We start from the raw sequence: 259 nt of genomic DNA, 5'->3' as shown, positions 1-259 counted from the left end.
GTTAATGCAACAAATGCACAAGTGGCCGGAGGTGTAACCAGCGGAACTTCTACTACCGGAGAAATTGACGTAGTGTTGCAGGCAACAAGTACAACGCAATCGGGAACGATCCAGTTTGAGATTACCCCGGTTCGTAACGGATGTACCGGACAATCGGAATTAACTCCGGTGATCACTGTTCATCCGACACCTGGAACACCAATACCTACTACGGTTTTTGAAATTTGTACAGGAGGTTCAACCAACATCAGAGTTAATG

The 259-nt window shown here is 46.3% G+C and carries 1 protein-coding gene; it reads left to right on the top strand.

Annotation, left to right across the window (positions count from 1 at the left end):
• The coding region (locus tag ABGT15_RS11815) for a PKD-like domain-containing protein (protein ID WP_367231646.1) at positions 1 to 259 on the top strand (259 nt) is incomplete at both ends.

This window comes from Flavobacterium enshiense (genome assembly GCF_040750275.1).
Lineage (GTDB): Bacteria > Bacteroidota > Bacteroidia > Flavobacteriales > Flavobacteriaceae > Flavobacterium > Flavobacterium enshiense_B.
The sequence above is the reverse complement of the archived record's forward strand: the minus strand, read 5'-3'. Positions and strand labels throughout refer to the sequence as shown.